Origin of the sequence: Nitrosomonas ureae, from assembly GCF_001455205.1 — a bacterium.
In the GTDB taxonomy this organism is placed as follows: Bacteria; Pseudomonadota; Gammaproteobacteria; order Burkholderiales; family Nitrosomonadaceae; genus Nitrosomonas; species Nitrosomonas ureae.
Window position 1 is genome coordinate 3,050,155 of sequence record NZ_CP013341.1, and the last position, 22,630, is coordinate 3,072,784.

21 protein-coding genes and 1 pseudogene are annotated in these 22,630 nt (G+C 38.0%); 5 read left to right on the forward strand and 17 right to left on the reverse strand.

What is annotated here, in order from left to right; all coding sequences use genetic code 11:
• Positions 1-349: 349 nt before the first annotated feature.
• The 12 genes from ATY38_RS14165 to ATY38_RS14220 form a co-directional block, all read right to left on the reverse strand.
• Positions 350-1,225 (reverse strand): sulfotransferase domain-containing protein, encoded by an 876-nt coding sequence (locus ATY38_RS14165; protein WP_062559859.1) that lies wholly within the window; start codon positions 1,223-1,225, stop codon positions 350-352.
• 96 nt (positions 1,226-1,321) lie between these two features.
• Positions 1,322-1,750 (reverse strand): IS200/IS605 family transposase, encoded by a 429-nt coding sequence (gene tnpA, locus ATY38_RS14170; RefSeq protein ID WP_062559860.1) that lies wholly within the window; start codon positions 1,748-1,750, stop codon positions 1,322-1,324.
• A gap of 166 nt (positions 1,751-1,916) precedes the next feature.
• Positions 1,917-3,071, reverse strand: a complete 1,155-nt coding sequence (locus tag ATY38_RS14175; protein WP_062559861.1) for a hypothetical protein — start codon at positions 3,069-3,071, stop codon at positions 1,917-1,919.
• A gap of 271 nt (positions 3,072-3,342) precedes the next feature.
• Entirely contained in the window at positions 3,343-4,230 is an 888-nt protein-coding gene (locus tag ATY38_RS14180) for a sulfotransferase family protein (RefSeq protein WP_062559862.1), read from the reverse strand.
• Between the two features lie 41 nt (positions 4,231-4,271).
• Positions 4,272-4,991 (reverse strand): sulfotransferase family 2 domain-containing protein, encoded by a 720-nt coding sequence (locus tag ATY38_RS14185; protein WP_082633054.1) that lies wholly within the window; start codon positions 4,989-4,991, stop codon positions 4,272-4,274.
• Between the two features lie 337 nt (positions 4,992-5,328).
• Positions 5,329-6,831, reverse strand: a complete 1,503-nt coding sequence (locus ATY38_RS14190; RefSeq protein ID WP_062559863.1) for a hypothetical protein — start codon at positions 6,829-6,831, stop codon at positions 5,329-5,331.
• Between the two features lie 255 nt (positions 6,832-7,086).
• The gene (gene epsI, locus ATY38_RS14195; RefSeq protein ID WP_062559864.1) at positions 7,087-7,773 is read right to left on the reverse strand and encodes an exosortase-associated protein EpsI, B-type; all 687 of its coding nucleotides are present in this window, start codon (positions 7,771-7,773) and stop codon (positions 7,087-7,089) included.
• Positions 7,774-7,845: 72 nt separating this feature from the next.
• Complete coding sequence (gene xrtB / locus ATY38_RS14200; protein ID WP_062559865.1) at positions 7,846-8,736, reverse strand: exosortase B; 891 nt, start codon at positions 8,734-8,736, stop codon at positions 7,846-7,848.
• Between the two features lie 19 nt (positions 8,737-8,755).
• A complete protein-coding gene (gene epsG / locus ATY38_RS14205; protein ID WP_062560231.1) occupies positions 8,756-9,661 on the reverse strand; it encodes a chain length determinant protein tyrosine kinase EpsG in 906 nt (301 codons plus the stop codon).
• A gap of 29 nt (positions 9,662-9,690) precedes the next feature.
• Complete coding sequence (epsF, locus tag ATY38_RS14210; RefSeq protein WP_062559866.1) at positions 9,691-11,055, reverse strand: chain length determinant protein EpsF; 1,365 nt, start codon at positions 11,053-11,055, stop codon at positions 9,691-9,693.
• A gap of 78 nt (positions 11,056-11,133) precedes the next feature.
• On the reverse strand, positions 11,134-11,949 hold the full coding sequence (epsE, locus tag ATY38_RS14215) for a polysaccharide export protein EpsE (protein ID WP_062559867.1): 816 nt from the start codon (positions 11,947-11,949) through the stop codon (positions 11,134-11,136).
• 40 nt (positions 11,950-11,989) lie between these two features.
• The gene (locus ATY38_RS14220; protein WP_062559868.1) at positions 11,990-12,958 is read right to left on the reverse strand and encodes an EpsD family peptidyl-prolyl cis-trans isomerase; all 969 of its coding nucleotides are present in this window, start codon (positions 12,956-12,958) and stop codon (positions 11,990-11,992) included.
• Positions 12,959-13,652: 694 nt separating this feature from the next.
• On the opposite strand from ATY38_RS14220, the gene ATY38_RS14225 reads away from it, so the two are divergent.
• Positions 13,653-13,964: a cupin domain-containing protein gene (locus ATY38_RS14225; protein WP_062559869.1), complete on the forward strand. Its 312-nt coding sequence runs from the start codon at positions 13,653-13,655 to the stop codon at positions 13,962-13,964.
• Between the two features lie 95 nt (positions 13,965-14,059).
• Here ATY38_RS14225 and rpmE read toward each other — a convergent pair whose 3' ends face one another.
• A complete protein-coding gene (gene rpmE, locus ATY38_RS15635; protein ID WP_074702111.1) occupies positions 14,060-14,263 on the reverse strand; it encodes a 50S ribosomal protein L31 in 204 nt (67 codons plus the stop codon).
• A gap of 325 nt (positions 14,264-14,588) precedes the next feature.
• On the opposite strand from rpmE, the gene ATY38_RS14230 reads away from it, so the two are divergent.
• Both ATY38_RS14230 and dinD read left to right on the forward strand, forming a co-directional pair.
• On the forward strand, positions 14,589-15,518 hold the full coding sequence (locus ATY38_RS14230; RefSeq protein ID WP_062559870.1) for an IS1595 family transposase: 930 nt from the start codon (positions 14,589-14,591) through the stop codon (positions 15,516-15,518).
• Positions 15,515-16,492 (forward strand): DNA damage-inducible protein D, encoded by a 978-nt coding sequence (gene dinD / locus ATY38_RS14235; protein WP_201011901.1) that lies wholly within the window; start codon positions 15,515-15,517, stop codon positions 16,490-16,492. The genes ATY38_RS14230 and dinD overlap by 4 nt, the downstream gene beginning before the upstream one ends.
• A gap of 77 nt (positions 16,493-16,569) precedes the next feature.
• Here the strand turns inward: dinD and ATY38_RS14240 are convergent, their stop codons facing one another.
• The 4 genes from ATY38_RS14240 to ATY38_RS14255 are packed head-to-tail and all read right to left on the reverse strand — an operon-like array spanning position 16,570 to position 20,553.
• Positions 16,570-17,202, reverse strand: coding sequence for a response regulator transcription factor (locus tag ATY38_RS14240; RefSeq protein ID WP_074702110.1), 633 nt, complete (start codon positions 17,200-17,202; stop codon positions 16,570-16,572).
• Entirely contained in the window at positions 17,195-18,649 is a 1,455-nt protein-coding gene (locus tag ATY38_RS14245; RefSeq protein WP_062559872.1) for a hybrid sensor histidine kinase/response regulator, read from the reverse strand. Before ATY38_RS14245 ends, ATY38_RS14240 begins: the two co-directional genes overlap by 8 nt.
• A 6-nt stretch (positions 18,650-18,655) precedes the next feature.
• Positions 18,656-19,102 (reverse strand): response regulator, encoded by a 447-nt coding sequence (locus ATY38_RS14250; protein WP_062559873.1) that lies wholly within the window; start codon positions 19,100-19,102, stop codon positions 18,656-18,658.
• Positions 19,103-19,107: 5 nt separating this feature from the next.
• Entirely contained in the window at positions 19,108-20,553 is a 1,446-nt protein-coding gene (locus tag ATY38_RS14255; RefSeq protein ID WP_235590316.1) for a sensor histidine kinase, read from the reverse strand.
• Between the two features lie 844 nt (positions 20,554-21,397).
• Here ATY38_RS14255 and ATY38_RS16715 point away from each other — a divergent pair.
• Positions 21,398-21,982: an IS5/IS1182 family transposase gene (locus tag ATY38_RS16715; RefSeq protein ID WP_062559875.1), complete on the forward strand. Its 585-nt coding sequence runs from the start codon at positions 21,398-21,400 to the stop codon at positions 21,980-21,982.
• Positions 21,983-21,997: 15 nt separating this feature from the next.
• A pseudogene (locus ATY38_RS16720) lies at positions 21,998-22,474 on the forward strand (transposase); the annotation flags it as partial.
• Positions 22,475-22,630: the final 156 nt, after the last annotated feature.

A 22,630-nucleotide genomic window follows, 5' to 3' on the forward strand; every position in this document is an offset into this window, starting at 1 on the left:
TTCGATCGCACAATTTGAATCCGAGCAAATTCCGCATCTTCGATTGAGTTGATATTCACAATTCCAATAATATAGAATTATCAATTATATCAAATGATTAATATAACAACTTCAGGCTATTATATTACACCGACTTATGATTCTTCTAAATGAAAGTTTGAGGTAAAAAAGTTAGGTATTTGTTAATTTACTTCGATTTAATTTTACGCAAGCAGCCAAGCTACGCTATTTTCAAAAGCAAATCAGTTTCCTAGCTCAATTGAATAGAATCACTATTAATCTATGTACAGGCACAAATAACCCTTCTGGAAAATTGGAATATCGATCACGCCCTTTATTCATCAATCAGCTATATTGCTTGATTCTTAGGATTTTTAATTTTTAACCATCCTGATAGATCAAGATGCAAAATATCCTGTACACGTAAAATATCATCCTGATAAAATTTCAGCCATTGTTGCTGCACATCCATTGATAATACTTCTGCAGGCGCAAGATTCTTATCTCTAATTCGCGCAAGGCGGTTTCTGATAAAAGGCGGAGTATATCGACGTAAGCCGGGTATGCGCTTCAATGCACTCATGCCGTGATGTAACCATGGAAACTTGGGGGTACCACCGGGATTGAATCTATAATCAGTATTCACTTGAAAAGTTGGGTCGACACCTATAAAGCTAAATAATTCGGACATCAATGTTTGTGGGTCATTGATAAGATCATCGAACAATACAAATTTAAGTTGGTCGTGATCAAAAATTTTCTGATAACTTTGTATTGCATCGGCATACAAACTAGCTTTTACCCAAAATGCGTCTTCAGAAAACGCTTCCTCAGGCGATTTTGTTTCTTTCCCTGAGCGAAGTCGCATTTGATAATGTGAATAAGCTCTTCCCACCGGATTTCGTAAACACGCAATCATTTTACTTGCCGGTATTATTTCTTTCATTCTCTGCAAAGCAACAGAGCTATATAAATAATAAGGAGAAACTTCTCCCTTAATTTGATCAACCCTAGCATCATCAAATAGCGATTCATATTCGGCAAGACTGGTTACCATAAACTGCTGACGATTCATTTCAGCATGCGCTTTATTGTTTGAATCAAAAGCTAAAAAGTTGGGCTCTTTTACCTTTGTCATAAAAACACTAGGATGCTGGCCAAAGTAATGATGCAATGAAGTCGATCCCGCTTTAAATGCGCCAATTACTACAAAGTCAGGTAACATTAGTAGCTCTCACGTAGTTAATTTATAAGTAAACTACCTCCAGCCAACCCGGAGGCTTATTGGGACGCGCCCTAAACCATGAGCCGCCTAAGGCGGCTAAATATCCAATTTCATTTGGGCAGAGTGCTCATTCTCATGCTCTTGGTTGCGGATATACGACCTGATTATCCCCTCATCAAGCCCACTGTCTAAAAAATACTCCGAGCCCAGAGAACCTCGCCAGTGAAATCCTTTACACGCCCTTCGAAAGCGCCACGCTATTGCAATCGCGCTCTTCCTCTTGATGTACCCCATCACGTTTGATACCGCATATTTCGGCGGAATGCTGATGCACCTGTGCACGTGATCCGACATAATGTGCCCTTCTACAATATCCGCTTCCTCGTGTGCAGCAAGTTCGTGGAATATCTCACCCAGATGCTTGCACAGCAACCCAAATATCCGCTTCTTACGTTTCTTCGGAATGAATACCACATGGTACTTACAATTCCATCTGGTGTGGTTCAAATTCTGATACTCTTTCATCTTGAATCTCTTTCTCTTGGTCGAGATAGAAAATTCTCAATGACCGTCGTATAGGTCAAATCACTGTGAATCCTCCTGCAAAGCCGGGGGCTTACCTCACTGAGTTATATCACCAAATTCCACTGATTCGGGCATTCGACTAAAGCAATAAAACTTTTCTATTTTTTTAATCAACACAAGAAGCATAGACCCTAGGACAAACCGAACTCAAGCCACCAAAAGGATCTTTTGCTATATCAGGTTCATTTAGTAGCTCAAGTACTTTGGAATAATATTTCGGATTACGCGTCCAGAAAATATAATTGGATTTCAGATTATCTCTTGCAAAAGCAAAAATTTCTGAAACAGTTGGCACACTGCCAGCACCATCATTCCGAGTATTCATATAATTTTTATGCATCACTTGAGGAGCCAAAGGTATAATCCCTGAAAGCTCTGGATAAAAATGATATATACCTCTGGGCACATTTCGCATATTGCGATTCAACCCCGGTTCATCTTTAAAAACATCGGGACCACTCAATGCTGTTCCCATTTCTTTTAGTTTCCCCACAAACGACTCTAGAATTGAGTGCGGATAATTCACCTCCTGGATCGTCATAGTGTTGGGAAAATATGACCGCATTTTCTGTTGAACACTGAGCAAATTATCATAGAACTTGGACATCTGATGAGCAGGCTGGGGAATGATCGGCTCTCCATATGCAGTTTCTATCATGCCGATACCCTCAAAATAAGGATGAGAGTTGTAGCGCTCTCCCATTACCTTAAACAGCTCTACCAATCGATCATGCACCTGCGAATTCCATAACGCAATGTTGTATCCTCTTGGTGCCGTACTTCCATGACTGCTATAAGCAAATTCACCGCCATCATATTCACTCGCTTTCAAGTAATCTGGAACAAGTTTCCCTGTTGGTTTTCCTGCGGGAACAAATGACTTTGTCTGCACCTGGATTACAAGACGTTTTCCTATTGTGGAAAGTTCAGCAAGTTTTTGATCAATAGATGAAAAATTATATACTCCTTTTGCTGTTTCCAGTTCTGCCCAAAAATAGCGAATTTGTATGCCACGTAATGCTGGTGTTGCTTTGAGTTCCTCATATACTTGCGCCATATATTTGGAGTCATTTTTACCAAGACCCAAAATTGTACAGTAATGTCCTGGATGCCATTTTACTGGGTTAGCCATCATGTCGTGACTAAACAAGAAAATACTTATAGTAAAAAACAATACCATCCAAACAGAATGCTGCTTTTGTCTAATTGAACTTGGGGAATTAAATTTAATTAATTTGATTACGGCACTCGTGATGTTCATAGATAATTTAAAACCTTATATACAGTTTTCATCTCAATGGTGCCTCAAATTAAGAGCCACATAAAATAAGTTAACAGCCATGCCATATTCTAGAATATCGGTAGCACCTTGTAAGAAGTTATATGCAACGAGACATAATTACACATTTTTCGAGCGCCTTCGTCCAATGACACTATCACAACAGTATCTAATTTAACTGAATTCTATTGATTTTAACCAAATTACTTAACATAATAACCCGCTTATCCGTTAAACAAAACTTTCATTCATGTCATTGTAATTGATCCTTACTCGATCTGTCTTGCAACGCCAACCAACTCTGCCAAGGTAAATTCTCTAGGTTAAGTTGACTCAACAATTCGTTCATATCATCTGCCAATACATCTTGTAAATGGCTTCGGGTATCTTCACGCATCGGTGGAACAACCTGACGCAATTCAATTTGATTATGATTTCGACGCAAATTGCGGATTAGATCATTATTCTTAACCGCTTCGACAATTCTCTTTCCACCTACATATCGACCAATCTTACCTAACTGCTTAATAAATAGATCTAATTTGGCATTTTTAACAACCACGCTTTCATTCACTTTTTTTTCTAAAAACCAAGATTGATGATTCTCATTAATTCCTAGGAAACGGTATAAATTACGTGCTTGTATCTGAGGGTTATCGCGAATATGTTCTTGGAAAATTACTAATACTTGATTTTCTGGGAAAGCTTCAAACCAGCGAGCTAGGTGCTTGGCGTAGCGTGACTGTTCTACATACATTGGATTATTGGCTAACCCATCTTCAAAACTTAATTTCTGGCCCGCAAAATAACCTTGCCTCACTACGTGTAAATGATTCGAGTAGGCACGTTCGATGGGATCTCGCAGCAATAGCACGATCCGCATTGCCGAATTGTATAGAAAAACGCGACCAGGTGTATCGCTATCAGCAAAATACGAAGGTGAAATTTCTCCTTTGGCACTTACCGAACTCGTATCCCCCACTTGTTTTTCATACCACTGATAACCACGACCGTAATAAGTTGAAAAAAAATCGCTCTCCTTACCTTGATATATCCCTACTTCCGGGTGATCTGATAGAACACGATGTACCCATGTTGATGCACATTTCTGTGCCCCAACGCCTATAAAATTTATTTTCATATTTTAATTATTCTAGAAATAAGACGACATCAATATGTTAATTAATGGTCAAATGAATAACCAAACAACTCAATATCGCGTGAGTACAATTTAGCCACCACCTCAGCGCTAGCATCATTGTAATAGCTACGATAATCCCCTTTCCGGCTGTGATTTATTTTTAATAAATTAGTCGATACTCCCAATCTGTTACCTAATATCTCAAAATCGTTCTCCAAGGTTTCGAACCTGCCAATAAAATCTACATCGACTTTGCCGTTCTTATCGACCACATATTCCCACTGTGGAATAAAATGCAAAATGCGGTAAATGTCAGCAGATGTCAATCCTTGCATAATAAAATCTTGGAAACTATCAAATTTATCCAGATATTCATGTGCCCATGCTTTATCCTGCTCGGTTAGGCCTCCTTTCTTTAAAAAAACATACGCAGATACCAATCGATCCCAAGGATTACGCACAAAAGCAAACTTAAAATAATTTTTATAACATTCAACCCCAAATATCACTTGATAAGTTCTTGCTGTGAGATGCCCTCCGCCTAAACAACCGAAGAGTGCTTGACAAACTGATATCCCGGCAGTCTTAGGAATATGTATAAAAATACAATGCAAGTCGTCGTACGGCTTTAGGGAATAACCATCGATGCTGACCTGCGATCTTAGTGTTTTGTATTGTCTTCGCCGAGTGTATCCTTTAATATCTTGGCGTACTCCGAAAGGAACAATTTTTCCATACGCTTCTTTGAGCCATCCTTGCATCAAAATTTCCTTAAAAATTATTATAAAAATATATTTTATTTTTAAACATAACTTAATGCCCGCTCATACTCTCATCGAGAGTTCTTTCAATATTTAAAACCCTTCTTGTTTCGTAAATTTTGAAACACTTACCTAGATACTGATAATGGATCGTTTTCCAAGTCTTGCCTTTTTTCATATCTTCGATATGTGATGTTAACAATGCCTTATGTCACATGCATCAGTATCGAGCAATCTCACTTTTGATGCTTTTAATTTAAGGTTAAGCTTAGAGAATCAGGCAATGGCATTTACCATCGAATATTTGTCAGCTTCTAATATAACCCATATGGATTAATTATTTATTTAAGAATCTCGACCAATAAGCAGCCTGGCCTAACATCAACATCATAAGAAACTGGATCGGGTTAGAGTACAGATGAAAATTCTTATAAGGCATTGTTAAAACCAACAATAACAATCCTACCGTGCCTATCCTTAGAAAAATACGGTGAATTTCTGGGATAACATCATTATTAGCAGCACGTTCGGAAGCTTTTACCCCTAATAGCAATATAAAGAGAAAAACCAAATGTCCCAAAATACCTATCTCCCATAATAATATAAGAGATGAAGATGTGTTTATCTTGTAAGGAAAACGATCTACTAACTCTCCTATCCCAATTCTGCTTTCATAAGTTGCACCCATGCCATAACCGAATAAGCTGTGTTGTAGATCACCACTACCAATATTAATATTCCACCAACTTAGTAAAAGATTTACACGACCCAATTCGCGACCATCATATGTCTGAGCCTCGGGATCTATTGCTCGCATCACTCGATCATATGTTGAAGTAACCTGATTCTGCTTAAATGTATGCGTAGAAACATCTCCATAGTGCAGTTTCTCATAAAATGTAAATAAAACTCCGACCAATAAAACAGCGCCTATTATGACGACAATTGCCTCTACAGGCCGTTTCAATAGTTCTCTACGATAATACAGACCTATAACGACAGGAAGCAACATAACTGCTGCTTTAACTTCCGCCAAGCCTAGTGTAAAAAACCCAAACAATACAACTAAAGCCATTTGTAAACCATTAAGTTTTCCTTCACGCCATAATGCAATTGCAGTTAACATTGCAATCAACAACATAATAGCCATTGCGGCACTATCCCCCCCGCCCTCTATAACCCCATGAAATGTGCCTATTACAGCATCCCATCGGGACGTTCGCGTACTACCTGGAACTACAAAAAAATATTGATAAATCGCCATTGGGAATTGTAGAACGGCTACAATCATGAGGGCTTTCCATAACTGCATTATCATTTTATCTGTTATTAAACCAAACATAATAACCAGCATTAATGGCCACATCAGAAGATAATACCGTGATGCATTTACAAATTCAGAAAAATAAGGTCGGTCAATGACAGTAGAAAAAAGTACCAGTAAAACTAAGATAATGGGCCCCAAGAGATCACCAGAGAATGAGACCGACTTTATACTTGTTCTAGCACGTAACAAATGAAGCAATAAAGGCAACAACAGTGCTGCACTTACCAATACCGTAAACCATTGAAGCTGTGAAAAACGGATAAAATAAGCACTGGGTCCGGTAACCAGAAATGCTCCCCAAAATAATATCCAAACTGTCCAAGCAACTGGCGCAGCAAGAATAAAAAAAACGCCATATAAAACCAACAAAGGAACCAGAAGAATTAAGTTACCAGATGCGGCAAGTATGCCACTAAGAATTGATAAAACTAGCACACTGAGTAGCAGCAGGGCAAAAATTAATGCCTTAGAGTCTAGATTATTAAATAATCTGGATGATATTTCTGCTTTCATAATAAAAGAACTTTACCTGATCTCACTTAATTTGTGTTATAAACATGAGAGCTTGGCCAGTTTCATAAGCACACCCTGCTTTAGTGCATTTTTTTCAATTAAGAAACCACTCACTGTCATCAGGTCTGTAACGCCAATAAATTTCTTATATTCTGCACTTGTATTCCCTAATAATGACCATGAATTCATAGAATGTGGCACCTGCTTGGCTTTAATATCTTTTCTAGAGCATCACACATCATTGATAAATTGCTATTATGTCTGAAAAGTACCTATTAACCTTGCTCTTTCATTGACATTAACAGCTAATAATAAATCTTGAATAAAAATAGCTTGAAGCTGATAGGCTACGTCATTATTGTTATCTATTGAAGAAATTCTCACCAAAATACCGTCTGGAATACTCCCTGTCAAACCGTAACGTAATTGTTGCAGCTTTTGATCAAACCCGGGTAGAACAGCTTTACTACCAACTGTAACCCAATATGTAATTGGTTCATTCCGATTACCTTTAATAGCCAGTAAACGCTTAATTGGTAATTTTCCATATTGAGTAAGTAGTTCCCCAGGAAAAATCTTTTTTATCTCGAAACCCTGAGCGTAGTAACATACTTCAGGTTTATGTATCGACAAACTATCACTCTGATCCCCTCCATAAGCCACTGAAAGCATAATTCGTTCACCTTGAGAATTAACATAAGTTCTAGCTAACGTTTGGTTATAGATTTTGTCAAGTTTAGCCTGAGTTTCGGCATCTACCTGAAGTGGAACAATTGTTTTATCGATTTTCCACTCTCCAAATCTATCAGGAATCATCGTTTCAAGATTAATTCTTTCCTGCTGATCAGCAATCTTCTGGGTAGGAGTTAAGGCCAGTGTCAAAGCACCAGACGATATCATCAATACTCCCATTAAAATGTTAACTATCAGAGATTTTTTCATTAATATTCTCCTTACTTACTAGTACCTTAAATTCCGTCAATGCTACAAAATAATATAAGACGATATTAAGAACTAAATATTTCTTACTGGTAAAATCACATTGACATGTTGTGTTCGCGCAAAATACTGTAACAATCCATCTACCCCAAGAATCAATATTAATGCACTAATAAATAAAACCATACCCGCAAATCCATGAAGAAACCCTTGTCCTGCTGCGTCACCATAATGATAAGTAATTAGAGTAAGTACAATAACGCGAATAACATTAGCTGTAAAAGAAATGGGTATTATAAGAATAGCCAATGCTACATTACGAAAAATTGAAGTATGATGTACTAGATTCAAATAAAATAAACCTAATGCCTCCAAAGTTAGCAATGTTTGTAGACCCGCACAAGCATCAGCCACAAGAAGTTGATACTGCCCGATTTGCAAAACCACGCCGTTTCTCGCGATAGGATAATTTGCCCAAAACAAAATATTCTCTGCCACATACGAAACAGCCATCTTCATTGGCATAGTGAAGAAACTAACTATTACACCTGGCAACGGAATCATAAACAATAAGAAAAATAACGGAAACCACATGATTTTGAGTGCAACATAACCAAGCTTAATAAGTAGGATCGCTGCTAAAACTAGAATAAAAGAGCCAATCTCTAGTATTAATACCTGCTGAGAGCCGCCAACAATGTAAAAAATTAGAGCGACCAGAAGAATTACCCATCCGAAAGCTGAGGCTGATTGGCCATCACTCTTTTTTATCATTATTTTCCACTTTCGAAATATAAGCCACAATGAAAGTATCAAAATAATCGGTCCATGAGCGTGTTCCTCATTTGTCCATATGCCATTTGCCAGACTATAAAAAGTGGGAATATATAAAGCCAGCACTCCTAGAATGATGGGCCACCAGTCTAAGATCTCAGATTTGGGACTATTTAATTGATATAAGGGCATGATATAGATAAATTATCTACTAAAAATCAATTAATACTGAACCTATAACTTCAGTGCCACTATACTTGAGTTGTTCACTCATAGCGTTGATATCAGTTAAGCGAGTATTGTTCTTGTGTGCAACTATTAGTGCGCCATCTGTACGAGCAGCAATAGCAAGCGCATCAACTCCATTAGAAAATGCTAAAGTATCATAGAGAATAACATCGTATTGACTCGCAAGCTGATTGTTTATTTCGTCGAACGAAGAGCGATTAAGAAGCTCCAAAGGATTCGGTGGCAACGTACCTGCAGGCAACACCGAAAGATCAACAAATGAGTCTATTTTAGCAATAACCTCTGAAACATTAGCACGAGCAACGAGTACATCAGACAAACCTTGCTTATTTTTCAGATTAAAAATCTCATGTTGCTGCGGACAACGTAAATTAGCATCAATTAACAATGTCCGCTCACCAAGCTGAGAAAATACCACCGCAAGATTTGCAGTAAAAAGACTTGCCCCTTCATTCGGGTTACAACTAATTATGGCTAGCGCTTTACGTTCAAAAGTGAACCAACGTAGCATTAATTGACTTCTCACTGCACGAAAAACTTCAACTTGAGTACCAAATGGCTGATATGCAACCACTAATTCCGGTGGATGATTCCCTTGTCCGGGCAACAAATAGGGATAATCAAATTGCTGTGCTAATACTAACTGGATATCCGCCTCGGTTATTAAGCCTAACTTTATTGCTGCATCACCAAAGCGCAAGCCACTTTCTTTCTGCAATCGTAATACACGCTCAGCTTCAACTGGCGTAATTTTCCCCATATCTAGCAAAATGTGCCCAATACTAAACTTACGTACAGCAGTTGCATTTGTAGTAATAAAACCGGAATTGTTCAGCCTCTTTGTTTCTAAAGAATCTGGAATACTCATCTTATATCCTTTAAAGCTTTCTAAATCATTCATCGTAGCAAACGAGGCAATACTAATTGCAAGCCTCTTTCTTTCGGAATTCCGCGTTTTATAATACCCAATACAGGAGCATGTAGAACATCTACCAGATCCTCTGCTGAGCGCACACGTCGATCAATCATTTCTGCAAGCAGTCCGGCCCCTACTCCCAGCAAAGTTCCCAAAAATGCTGATAAAGTCAAATTAAGCAATATCTTAGGGCTATCTGGCTTATCTGGAGTTTTTGCTGTGTCAAGTATAGAAACACTCGATAAATTGGATTGCCCTTCAAGACTAGTTTGATTTAAACGTTGCATTGCACTGTTATACGCCTGTTGTGCACCATCCACTTCCCTTTCAAGAATTTGAAGTTCATCTCTTGAACGGTTTAATGCCAGCACTTTTATTTTTTGTTCTTCAAGTGCCTTACGAATCTCAGCTTCCTGATTGACGGCACTTCTATCAGTAAAGCTTATGTGCCTACTTAGCTCAGATCTCAGTTTGTCAACTTCTGCTTTTGCTCCAATATAGCTGGGATGATTTTTACCTAGTTTTTGAGCAATATCAGAGAACCTGGATTCGGCTTGCGACAAATTTATTTTAAGATTGTTAATTACCGTATTTCTAGCAATACTATGCGCTTCGCTAATCCGATTGCCGCCTTCTTGTTTTGATTCAGCTCCAATCAGATCCGCTTGTGCCACCACCAATTGGCTAGCAAGATCATTCAATCGCTTAGTTTCAACATCAAGACGAAAATCTGCATCAACAATTCCGTGTGAATGTTGGTACTGAGTTAGTTTCTTTTGTGCAGTTTCTAATCTATCACGTAATACATTAAGCTGATCAGTAAAGTAAGTTGCAGCCTTTTGTGAAGGTTCAACTGTAAGGCGTATGCTAATTTCTTGATATGCATTTGCAAAAGCATTAGCAATAACAGCAGTAAAGGCAGGATCGGTACCTTTAAAGCTTATACGAATCACACTACTATCACGCGATGTTTCAATTTCCAGATTTTTAAGGAGTAAAGCGGCCAGCCATTCGCGCATTCCCAAAGAGGAATTGCTTTGTTTGTGCTGACTTGCAACAGCTTCATTCTGATCAAGTCGTAGTTGATCAACTACCATTAATGCAGTTCTTGAACTTTTAATAATGTCCAATTGCGTCGCCATGTAACCTGTAATTTGCTGAGGTGACATTATCAATCCCGTTACAGGATCCGCTCCCTTATGGGTAAGTACCATTACCGCCGTTGACTTATAGCTCTTTGACATTAACAAGCTAACCAATAAAGTGGTCGACATTGTCACAATAAGTGTTAAGAGTATCAGTTTATGGCGGGCTAAGATAATAAGAAAAAATCGAGAAAAATCCATGCGTACAATCCTATTCCAAACCTCATTAAACTACACTATTTACTTCACAGGACAAATCGAGAAGTCCTGAAACAAATATCAAAACAGACTTTCTTTTATATAAATTACATCGTCAGGCTCTACCAAATCACTCGATTTAACAGTTAGAATCTGCAGATTCCCTCCTTCACCGCGACGCTGAATCCGCAAACCACGTTCAGTACCTCGTTGAGTTAATCCACCGCCCACCGACAACGCTTGCATAACTGTCATATTGCGCTCAAGCTTGTATACTCCAGCACGTTGGACTTCACCATAGATATAAAAACGAGGAGCTCTTTCAACATAGACAAGATCATCACTTCTTATGTTCAAATCACGATTCAAATCGCCAGAGCGAATCATCTCCAAGACATCGATTACATCTTTAACATATTTACTACCATTCGAACGAATTAAAGTAATCTGTTCTGCCCCATCAGGAATAATCCCTCCTGCCATAGCAAGAATTTCGGTCAATCTGCGTTTACCCTCAATTGGATAGCGCCCTTGGTTACGCACATAACCAAGTACAGATACCATTTGACTTTGTAACGAAGCAGTAATGATATTTACTTGTGGCTTACGTAAAATATCTTTACTCTCTAGCAACTTGACTATTTTTCTTTCCATTTCAGAAGGTGTTAATCCATCAACAAATATTTCACCTAATAAGGGAAAAGTTATATTCCCAGCCTCACTTACTTTCACCTCAGTAGTCATATCTGGTTGACCAAATACAAATATTTTTAATGTATCCCCTGGCCCTAATACACTTTCTTTCTTCTCTCCGTTAGCTGCATTAGCGATCCCAGTTATCCAAAGAAGCACCAAAAACATAATCAATAGCCGCCCTTTCTTCATAATATTTTCCATTTATTCATCCTTAATTTATTCTATATTCAATAGCTAAAATTTATTTTAGCCCGGAAATACCCCGCTCAATTACTCCCTCAGAAACTGTTCCAGATGGATTGTCAATATTACTCAAATTTTCTGGAGAAATTCTGAATAACTGACTCTCTGATTTCTCTATATTATTAGGTTCTGGTGCTTTCGCATTTAGATATTCAATTTTTGCTGAAGTACGTAAACGTGCAATTTCAGCATCTGTAGCTTCTTTATATTTTTGATTGATCAGAAATCTTTCAATTTGTGGGGCCGCAGCAGTCTCTGAAACTGAATTATCTTTAATGGCATTAACTGAAATCAAAATACTTTTTTCTTGCTCATTGATGATAAAAATAGTATCTTTGCTTTTTTCACGCAACGTTGAAACTAATTGCAAAGGTAGATCAGCACTACTTCGGGTTGCTAGGCTACGAAAATATTGGATGTTATTTTTATCAAGCCAAGTTACAACTTCTTCGATAGATTTTGCTGTATCTATTACTCTCTTTAACTCCTCGCTGACTTCTCTAGTTGCAATTCGCACGGTAGTCAAATCAAATTGTTTACGTTGCGCAAACAACTCTGGATTTTTCTGAAAATAATCTTCAATCTCAGCTTTAGATGGTTTTGCGATCTTACTGATAATTCCTTGTAAATAAGCTTGCGCAATCACTTGAGCATTCGCACGCTCGCGCGCCTGCATCACTTCAGGTGTACGATCAAGCTTATTCCTTATAGCCTCGTCAACTATCAATTGACGAGCAATGAGCGATTCCAATAATTGCTCGCGTGCGCTCTCATATTGATCAGCTCGGATATTACTCCGCCTTATTTCATCGTTAAGTTGAAGCATAGTAATCTCAGAACCATTAACGCTCACTATTGATTGCCCAGATTTTTTTGTGTTAGGCTCTTTATCGCAAGCAGTAAGAGTGAGAGCGGTAATAAACACTAGTCCTATTATCGAAATCATTCTTATGTGTGCTAATACCATAGTGCTTTCCTCTTTATTATGATGACAATTTCAATCAAACTGCTCCATATATCCTTAAATATTACAAACTATGTCGTGACAAGGTCACATAAAATTCGAATTAAACTAATTACTTGTAACATTCGAAAGACAAAAAGTTATTTCAAGCCAACCTACGACAATTCAATTTAAAACTTTAATATCCAAATCACACCCTTACAGAATGTATCAATATTTATTATTGATCATATATATATTAATAAATTTAAAGAAAAGCAAAAAATTTAACTAATCTATCTGCTCCTAAGTACAAGGATATTAATTTGTGCTTTTTATCTTTTAATCCTTCACCGCAAGGAAGGTAAATTTGAATCTACAAAGATTAATCTAGGCTAACTAACAGCATCTTACATCAAATTTCATCATGAGTTAGTGCATACCTCTATTCTGAGACTTTTAAGAAATGTTAAATTAATAAACATTCTAACTATTACACCTTATTTTGTTCTTTATATTTAGAATACATGACCAGAACAGCAGATGAGCTAAAGAAAACGCAAGCAGTATTTTTTCGGAAATTTGAAAGAAACCTTTAAAGAAAACAAGTACTAGGAATGTTTAGATCGGCTCGTAATTTCAGCACCTGTTACTATGTGGTAACTGCACTACAAACCATTGCGATTTTTTGAACCATTTTTTTATTGATCAAACAAAAATGAAATCACAAAATATTTTCTCAAAAATTCCTAAAAATTTGAAGTGTGAAATTTTTGAGCTTTTAATCAACGATGATACGGTAACAATAGAAAGAATTATTTCAAAAGGTCAACAATCGTCTTCTTGGTATGATCAGAAAAAGAATGAATGGGTGATAGTTCTCAAAGGAGAAGCCATACTTACTTTTGAGAATCAGACTTCTGTGCAACTTAAAGAAGGAGATTTCATCAATATCCCCGCTCATAGTAAGCACAGAGTCTCGTGGTCAGAACCAGAAAATGAAACTATCTGGCTCGCCGTTCATTATTGATGATAATTTATACCGAAACCAAACATTATAATCTCTTCAGCCAGTATAGCTGAAGTTGCGAGCTTATTAACGTAAAGCATTAACAGTTATTTAGATCACTGTTTATTGTATTTTTGGCGGAATTTCTCAACTCTACCAGCAGTATCAACAATTTTCTGTTTACCCGTATAAAATGGATGACAAAGTGAACATACTTCAATAGTTAAAGGTTTATTCATAGTCGAGCGCGTGTTAAAAACATTACCACAACTGCAAGTTACAGTTATTTCATGGTAGTCTGGATGAATATCTGCTTTCATTACCAATATCCTTAAATTATTCAATCCCAAAGGGAAACCAAAAAGTCGTAATTATCCTTTAATGTGTGTATCGGTGCAACTATCAGTCTGCCTCCGTATAGAAACAAATACCTCGATATGATAACCATCATGATTGCAAAACACAAAACTGATCCTGAGCAGATCACATCCCCGAAAACACAACTTAATGTATTCTTACAATAAAACACGCCAACTGCATCAGAAGGAGCAAGCAATCAAACCCGGAAGAGATTAAATTTAGGTAATTATATACTTGTTAGACCCAGATAATATGATATAATAATTTCATATTTGGAGGGTTATCATGATTAAACAATTTAATAGCTTGATCGAAATGTTAAAAACATTTCCAGACGAGCAAAGCTGTATCGACCATTTTACAGCTATTAAATGGACAGAAAAAAAGCAATGCCCTCATTGTGGCAGCGAAAAGATTTATCATTTCGCTGATAACAGAACTCACAAGTGCGCACAATGCAGAAAGAAATTTAGTATAAGAGTTGGCACCATATTTGAAGATTCAAAAATCCCTTTGCAGAAATGGTTTATGGCTGTTTATCTTGCCACATCCCATAAGAAGGGTATTTCTAGCATTCAATTAGCTAAAGACATAGATGTTACACAGAAAACAGCTTGGTTTATGCTTCATCGCTTGCGTCACGCAAGCCAGACAAAATCATTCAATACCCCATCATTAGGTGGTCAAGGAAAGATTGTTGAAATTGATGAGACTTATATAGGGGGAAAAGAAAGAAATAAGCATAATAACAAACGTTCTAAAGGTACCCAGGGTCGCTCCACCAAAACCAAGGCTGCTGTTTTAGGGATGCTTGAAAGGGGCGGAGAACTTCGCGCAGTAAAAGTTAAGAACGGTGCATCATTTTCAATCATGCCTGTCATTGTTACCAACGTATTATCAGACACAAAAATAATGACTGACGAAGCCAGAGCATATAGACAGTTACCAAGGGCATATACTCATAATTCTGTTAATCATAGCTTTTGTGAGTATGTGTCTGGAAGTATTCATACAAATACAATAGAAGGTGCGTGGTCACTCTTTAAGCGCGGCATTCTAGGTATACAACATCATATTAGCCCAAAGCACTTAGACAGATACTTAACTGAATTTAGTTTCCGCTACAACACTCGTAAGCAAGGCGAAGGTGAAAGAGTTAATAATCTTTTGGCACGCACTAATGGACGCATCACATACAAGGAGCTTATAGCATGAGTGAAAAGAAAATCGATACAGACAAACTTGCTGGTATGGCTTTTGATGATGCGCTGAGTAGATTAGCCCACACAGACCCAAAAGAATTATCTGAGATAAATAAAGAGAACATTAGTGATGGCGCAATAGAGCAATTAATTGAGAAATTTGAAGATTCTTCACATATTGATGAAGATGATGTTGAATTCTGGTACGCGAGAGATCTACAAGTTTTATTAGGGTATGAAAGTTCTTGGCAAAATTTTTCCAATGTTATTGAGAAAGCTAAAAGCGCATGCGAATCTAGCGGAAACAGTGTGCTAGACCATTTTAATGACGTCATTAAAATGGTAGCAATAGGTTCGGGAGCTGAGAAAAAAGTAGATGATATTAAGTTAACAAGATATGCCTGTTACTTGATAGCTCAGAATGGAGATCCAAGGAAAAAGCCTATTTCATTTGCTCAAACTTACTTTGCTATTCAGACTAGACGACAAGAAATCAGAGATGATGATGAAGCAAATTACATTCCGCTATCTGAAGATAAGAAAAGATTCTTGCTTAGGGATGAAATCAAGGAGCATAACAAGCGACTTGCCAGCGCTGCTAAAGGAGGTGGAGTTGTTGAGCCTATTGATTTCGCCATATTTCAAACATTCGGCTACAGAGGGTTATATGGTGGATTGGATAGATTAGGAATTGCGCGTAAAAAAGGATTGAAGTCTAAAGATACAATATTAGATCACATGGGAAGCACAGAGTTAGCAGCTAACTTATTCAGGGCTACTCAGACCGAAGAGAAGCTGAGACGTGAAAATATCAAAGGCAAAGAGAATGCCAATAATGCGCACCATGAAGTAGGTAAAAAAGTAAGACAGGCAATTAAAGATATTGGCGGAACAATGCCGGAAGATTTACCGCCAGCAGAGGATATTGTAAAGGTTGGCAAGAGAATACAAAAAGCTATTAAGAGCAGCCAGAAAAAGATCAAATAAATAGGGTAATTCAAAAAGAGTACTTTAATGCTGCGTTGGGTCTAATAAGTATATAATTACCTAAATTTATACTATTTCTACTCAATTAGTCTGTGCTGAATTGCGTATCGAATCAGTTGTGCATTATTTTTCATACGCATCTTTTCCAGAATACGTGAACGATAAGTACTAACTGTTTTGACACTGAGAGACAGTTTATTGGCAATAGAGGTTAAAGATTCTCCGGAAACGATAAGTTTAAAAACATGAAATTCCCGATCTGAGAATGTGGTATGTATCAATTTCTCTGAATTTATGATCGGAGTAAACAAAAGTTTTTCTGCCAGCTCGGGATTAACATATTTACCACCATTAGCAAGACGACGAACTACATTAATAAGTTGATCGGTCGGGCTATCTTTTGTCATATATCCAGATGCTCCGGAACGAATCGCTCGGATCGCATATTCCTCCTCGGGATACATGCTTAGAACCAATACATATGACGGTAAATTTGCGGATGAAATTCGTTTTAAAACCTCCAATCCATTCATATCAGGAAGGTTAATATCCAATAAAGCAATATCCCAATCGTACTCCTTCGCCTTTTTGATAGTATCTTTCCCATCAATCGCTTCTGCAATAACTTCAATATCATCCGTTTCACTGAAAATCCGTTTAAGCCCATCACGAAACAATGCGTGATCATCTGCAATCAGCACCTTAACCATCAATTGCTTCCTCAGCACATGTTACTAAAGCTAGCGGTATTCTAAGCATTACGACACTACCTTGTGACGCTATACCCGATATTTCAAACTCACCACCAAATTGTTGCGTTCTTTCATTCATGCTGATAATTCCAAACGACTGAGGATTTAATATTTGCAATTTTGTAATGCCAACACCATTATCCTTAATCGTAATAACAAAATCATCTTCGTCCTCAACAAGTTCTACATCAACTTCAGTTGCATTCGAATGCCGGGTAATGTTGATAAATACTTCCTGAATAATTCTAAAAATAGCCGTTTCGTAGCTTTTGTTATGACAAGATAAATTCGATATTGTTGATTCCAGTGTGCAATCAATTTTTGTTCGTTGCTCCAATTCGCGCACGAGCCACTCAATTGCGCCCAATAGTCCTAAATTATCCAGTACATTGGGACGCAAATTTACTGAAACTCGACGTGCGGTTTCTATAGCTTCACCCGTTAATTGGTATAATAATTTGATTCGTTCATGCATGGGCTCTGCGGTTATTTTTTTTGAAAGCCAATCCAGATCCATTTTTAGAACGGTTAAAGTCCCACCGAGAACATCATGTATTTCACGACCAATCCTGGTTCTTTCTTCTTCTCGTATGTCTTGTAAATGGGCAGCCAATTGATGTAAATTCTCAATCATCTGTTTACGCTCAGTAATGTCTTCGATCATACATAAATAACATATTTCATTGCTCGCAATTGCTTCAAACCGCACAATAGAAATTTTAATCCAGAAAACTGAAATATCCTGATGCAGAATTCTTTTTTCTATTTTGCAATCAACCCGTCCGCTATTTAAGAAGCTCTCAATATCATCATGATAAGACTGCAAATCATCTGGATGAATAATATCCGCATGACTGATATCGATAAGCTCATCAACGCGCCTACCTACAATAGATGCATATTTCGGATTCACATCATAGTATCTTCCGGTATGCAAATTAACCAACGCAATGCCCAAAGGGGATTTCTCAAAAATGGTTTGAAATCTTTTCTGCGCCCTCCTGTTACTTTCCTCGATACGCTGTCTTTCAATTGAATAGCGAATCACCCGTGCAAGCACACCTTCAGTAAGACTGCCCTTCACGAGATAGTCTTGGGCACCGGCTTTTATCGCTTTGATCGCAAGCTTCTCATCATCTCTAAAAGATAAAACAGCAATAGGTGTGCTTATCGCATGTTCCCGTAATTGTTTTATCGTTGTAATTCCGTCGCTATCGGGCAAAGTGAGATCTGACAAAATCAAATCAAAAGATTTTTTGTGAATTAATTCTATGGCAGAACTTAATCGTTCTACATGAGTGACCGTCATCTGTTCACCCATTGCCTGCTGCAAATCACTCTCTACCAGTATTGCATCAGCTTCATTATCTTCAATTAGTAAGATATGAATCGTAGGTATGATCATTGCACATCAAAGCTCATAGAATATAGAGGTAGAGAACCAGTAATATTGGATCGCTTTGGCTATTTTTATACAGCCATCAAAATCAGCCGATTTTTTGATATAACCATTCGCATAACTCCGGTATGCGGATCTGACATCTTCTTTAGTTGTAGAGGAAGTATAAATGATGACAGGTATGCTTCTCAAATCAACATCATCTTTAAGTTCTTTCAGCACTTCTAATCCGCTTTTTCTCGGCATATTCAAATCCAGCAAGATAATATTTGGGCGAGGGACATGATGATATTGCCCTTGCTGTTTTAAAAACTCTAATGCATACACACCATCCTCAGCCACATATACCTCACAATTCTCATCACATAAAGCAAAAGCTTCTTTAATCAACAAAACATCAGTAGGATTATCGTCAATCATCAGAATGATATTGGATTCAATACTATTTTTATGATGCATTGTATTTATTCTATTTTTGGTATTGTGAAATAAAATGATGAGCCCACATTGAATTCTGAATTAACCCATATCCTTCCTCCATGATGTTCCACCACTTTTTTACATATTGCTAGACCAATCCCAGTACCCGCATAGTCACTACGACTATGTAACCGCTGGAATACTCGGAAAATCCGCTTTAGGTATTGTTTCTCAATCCCGATTCCATTATCCGATATCAAAAAAACCCATTCATCTCGCTTTTCTTCCACTCCAACATGTATTTTTGGTGGTTGATCTCTTTGAAATTTAAGCGCATTATTGATTAGATTAGTAAACAGCTGAATAAATTGAAAATGAATTCCTTTAACAACGGGAAGATGATCATGCGTGATGATTGCGCTACATTCGCTAATGGTAACAAATAAATCCGCTTCCACATTATTTAACAGTTGTTCACAATCTATTTCTACGAAAGCTTGATTTGCATTCGCCTGCGCATAAGTCAACAAATCGTCGATAAGCTGCTGCATACGCTCAGTACCGGCAACTGCATGCGAAATCAAATTATTCGCACGCTGATCCAATTGTGTGTAACAGTATTTCTTGAGCAATTGAACGAAGCTACTAATAGCCCTAAGTGGCTCTTGCAGATCATGAGTAACAACATATGCAAATTGTTCTAACTCATCATTTGATCGCGCCAATTCCGTAACTTGTTTCTCCATTTTTTGTTCCAGTTGCTTGTATTCTGTCACTTCATTCAATATTGAAGCGTATTGGTACGGCAATCCGGCATCATCAAGAAAAGGCACAATTGTTGTAGCGACCCAATAATAAGTTCCATCCTTAGCGCGATTCTTAATTTCTCCCTTCCATGTTTCGCCTTTCGAAATTGTGCTCCATAAGTTAAGGAAAAAGTCTTTGGAATGATGACCAGAATTAATAATTCGATGATCTTGACCGATTAATTCTTCAAGTGAATATTTTGAGACAATGCAAAATCTTTCATTGGCATAATTTATTATTCCCAAATTATCCGTAATTGCTATGATCGCATGCTTATCAAATACGCTTTCAATCACTCTAGCCGTATCCAGCAGTACTTTTTTATCCAAATACTGATTCCGTTCCAACCATGAACCAAGATCAACGGCTATGTTCTGTAGAAAAATTGGATCCTCTTTTTCCATCAAAGATACCGTAGACTGATCCATACAATGGACTCCTATCTGCCCGCGAATTTTGCCATTCGTGATTATCGAAATAGAAAACCTATGCTCTAACCCGTGCGGAATTCTACCTTCCGTATAACTTTTATCATCAATATTGATGAAGGGAAAAATTTGATCTGATGGATACCATATCGATTTTATATGCTCTATCAATTTCTGACACAATTCATCAACACAATGAATTGCTAACATATCACGAGAAATTTCATATAAGCAGGTCAATTTAATCCATTTCAATTGAGATCCTATTTCAGTCATAACCTTACAAATTTAAATTCTCAAACAATATCCAATATTCCGACAAATAATTTGATAGCTATAAGTCATTAACTTAATGTAAGAACCCCATAATCTATTAATATCGAATCAACAAAATTTACTAGATTACCTCCGATATGCTGAAAAGATCAACGTTAAATCGTTCTGGCTCTTTTGTCCATATTTTACAAATGCATTCCCAAGGCAAAATTTTTGAGCGTTTCAGCCATCTGGCAACGTTGCAAGTCATCGCAATAGCATGTAAGTTAGCCTTCAACTGATCATGTGAATGATGGTAAAAGTAATTAATTTGACTTAGATTGTTCTTTTTCTTATTCAATATGCTAAATTGACCCATTCTTCGTCGAGATAGCTTGGGTTTCGGGAATCTGTGTTCGACGTCCCACTCATTACCACACAGGTCGGGTATAACGTATGTTTCATTGCACTGTTGCCCACGTGATAGCGTGACGTGCCTTCCGATGTCAACCTGACACAACTCCCTATGAGAGATTTGCCTCTAGCTAAGGGTTACCGAATTACAGAAAAAATAATTTGAATTTCTCTCCATTTCTCTATTATTATTAACTTTAATCAACAATCGCAATTCAATCGCAATTCGAAATAAAACTTTCCTTATGCAGCTTTATTTCACGCAACATCAATTGAATGATTGACAATTCAGATTGAAATAGCCGCAAAGAAATATTAAGTTTCAATCGGGCGTTTTTACAATACGATATTAAAGATTCCTGCACAACCTCGCCTGGCAGTGCAATAACCAACTAAAATAGAGGGGGTTAAAAGACAGTTGGAGCAAAAGATGCAGATGAGTTTTGGAACACTGGAATTAGCAGAGCGATTGAAGCGAGAAAATGTTCTGGTGAAGATTGAAGGCCTAATTGAGTGGGAGGAATTACGTCCGAAACTTACGGGTTTGTACAAGCGCGAGTTATCGCATGGTGGAGGCCAAGAGCCGTTTGATGGGTTGTTGATGTTCAAAGCGATCCTGCTAGGTCAGTGGCATAGTTTATCGGACGCTGCGTTGGAGCAAGCACTGTGTGTACGCATTGATTTTATGCAATTTTGCGGACTGTCCTTGTCGGATGCGATCCCGGACGAAACCACTTTGTGCCGGTTCCGTAACCGGCTAATAACCAACGATCGGCTAGATGATCTGCTGGCCTCTATTAATGAACAGCTTCAATCCCACGGATTGATGATCAAGGGTGCGACAGGAGCGGTCATTGATGCCACGCTGATTGAGTCAGCGGCACGCCCTAAAAAGACCATCACACTGGAGGTGGATGCCGAAGAAGGTAAGGTTGTTCAGTTTGAAGATGGCAGTCAACCTGGAATCAACTGTATCGAAGAACAAAGCGCGGATCCGGATGCGACCTGGCTCTGACAAGGCAAGAAGTCGCAGTTTGGCTACCGCAGTTACCTGGTGGTGGACGCACAAGACGGCTATGTGCGCGGGGTTCACACCGCCCCTGCCAACCAGAGCGAAATGATGCATTTCGAAGCCGCTATCGATGGTGCGCATATCGAGGCGAATCGGGTGTATGCCGACAAGGGATCCGCCAGCAATGCCAATCGGCAATTTCTAAGAAAGCAAAAGATCAAGAGCGCAATCATGCATCGCGCGTACAAGAATAAACCCCTCTCGTCACGCCAGAAGCTGGCGAATCAATTGATCAGTAAAAAACGCTATATTGTCGAACAGTGTTTCGGCACAATCAAACGCTTATTCAGAATGGAACGCGCCAGCTACTTCGGTACGACGAAAGTCAACGCCCAAGTCATACTGAAAAGTATCTGCATGAATCTAAAGAAAGCAGCCAACAAAATCTTCGTAGACCAACCATTAAGGGGAGCGATCCGTCCAAATATTACATAAGGGGGAAAAATTCACCTAAAAAAAGGAAAAAACTCCACTTTCTATTAAAGTGACGTGCAACAAGTGTCACTTGGAAAATTTTCTCTGTCGCTACAGCAAAATTCTTGCGGTTGTGCAGAGGTCTTTATTACGGCGTACTTTAGTGAAGTGATTGAC